This window comes from Corynebacterium sp. HMSC05H05 (assembly GCF_001807265.1).
GTDB lineage: Bacteria > Actinomycetota > Actinomycetes > Mycobacteriales > Mycobacteriaceae > Corynebacterium.
The window spans coordinates 1-1,358 of sequence record NZ_KV788389.1; the positions used below are offsets into that span (position 1 = coordinate 1).

The 1,358-nt window shown below is 66.9% G+C and carries 1 protein-coding gene; it reads left to right on the top strand.

Annotation, left to right across the window (positions count from 1 at the left end; translation table 11 throughout):
• A partial coding sequence (locus tag HMPREF3151_RS05925; protein WP_246815216.1) for a cytochrome b/b6 domain-containing protein occupies nt 1–1,065 on the top strand: 1,065 nt, incomplete at its 5' end.
• Nucleotides 1,066–1,358 lie beyond the last annotated feature (293 nt).

Consider the following 1,358-nt stretch of genomic DNA (forward strand, 5'->3'; position numbering starts at 1 on the left):
CCGCCCGCCGGGACCGTGCGCGTCGCCGCGCCGGCGCCGGCTACCGAGCCCGAGCCGGAGCCACAACCCGAGACCGCGGCGCTCGCGGCGACGGTGGTCGACGACGCCGTGGCCAAGACGGCCCCCGAGCCGGAGCCACAAGCAGTTCGGCAGCCGGCCCCGAAGCCGGCTGAAGAGAAGGCTGCGGGGAAACCGGAGGGCGTCGCAAAGCAATGGCTCCCATGGGCGATCGGCGCACTCCTGCTGCTCGCCGCGGCCATCTTTGGCGCGCGCTGGTACGTGGGCACCGACTCCGGCGCCGACTTCATCGCCCGCTACAACGGCATCCAGCCGCTGCCGGACAACGCCCCCACCGGGCTGCCCGGCTGGCTGAACTGGGCGCACTTCTTCAACATGTTCCTGATGGCGCTGATCATCAAAACAGGCATCGAAGTGCGCCGCGAGAAACGCCCCGCCGCCTACTGGCAGCCAGAGAACGGCGGCAAGAAGATCTCGGTGACGCTCTGGCTGCACCAGCTTCTCGACGTCGCCTGGGTCGCCCTCGGCGTGGTGTTTTACGTGCTGCTGTTCACCACCGGCCAATGGATGCGCATCGTCCCCACCAGCTGGGACGCCATCCCGCACGCGGTATCGGCGGGCCTGCAGTACCTCTCGCTGGACTGGCCCACCGAGAACCCCTGGCTGCACTACAACGCGCTGCAGGAGTTGTCGTACTTCATCACCGTCTTCATCGCGTCGCCGCTGGCCATCGCCTCCGGTTTCCGCATGAGCGGCATGTGGCCGGCGTCGTGGAAAGCCGTGCCGGTGTCGTGGGCACGCGCGGTGCACTTCCCCACCATGATCTACTTCGTGGCGTTTGTGGTCGTGCACGTGTTCCTCGTGCTCACCACCGGCATGCGCGGCAACATGAACGCGATGTTCGCGTCGCGTGAGGACGCCACCAGCTGGATAGGCGTCGTGTTCTTCCTGGTCGCGGCGGGTGTGACGGCGCTGGGCTGGCGCTTCGCGCGCGCCTCGGTGGTCGCGCCGGTGGCGAGCAAAACGGGCAAGGTGTCCAAGCGCTAAAACTGTGCAACGTATACCGCGGTGGCGTGCTTGCGCCACCGCGTTTAGCGTTGCTGTGGACAACCGTGTTGCGGCGTCAACAACTGGCGGGGGTTATCCACAGATTTTGATTTGGGTCTTGTTCGGGTTGCGCTGGCTTAGCTTTCGGGCCATGAACTTCACCGACTTTGTTTCCGCAGGCGTGGCCGTGCTCGCCGACTTCGACCGCGACGTCGCCATGGCCGCCGGCCTGTCCACCAGCCGGGTGCGCGATTTGGCCCGGGTGCATGCCACGTACTTCGGGCCGACCAAGT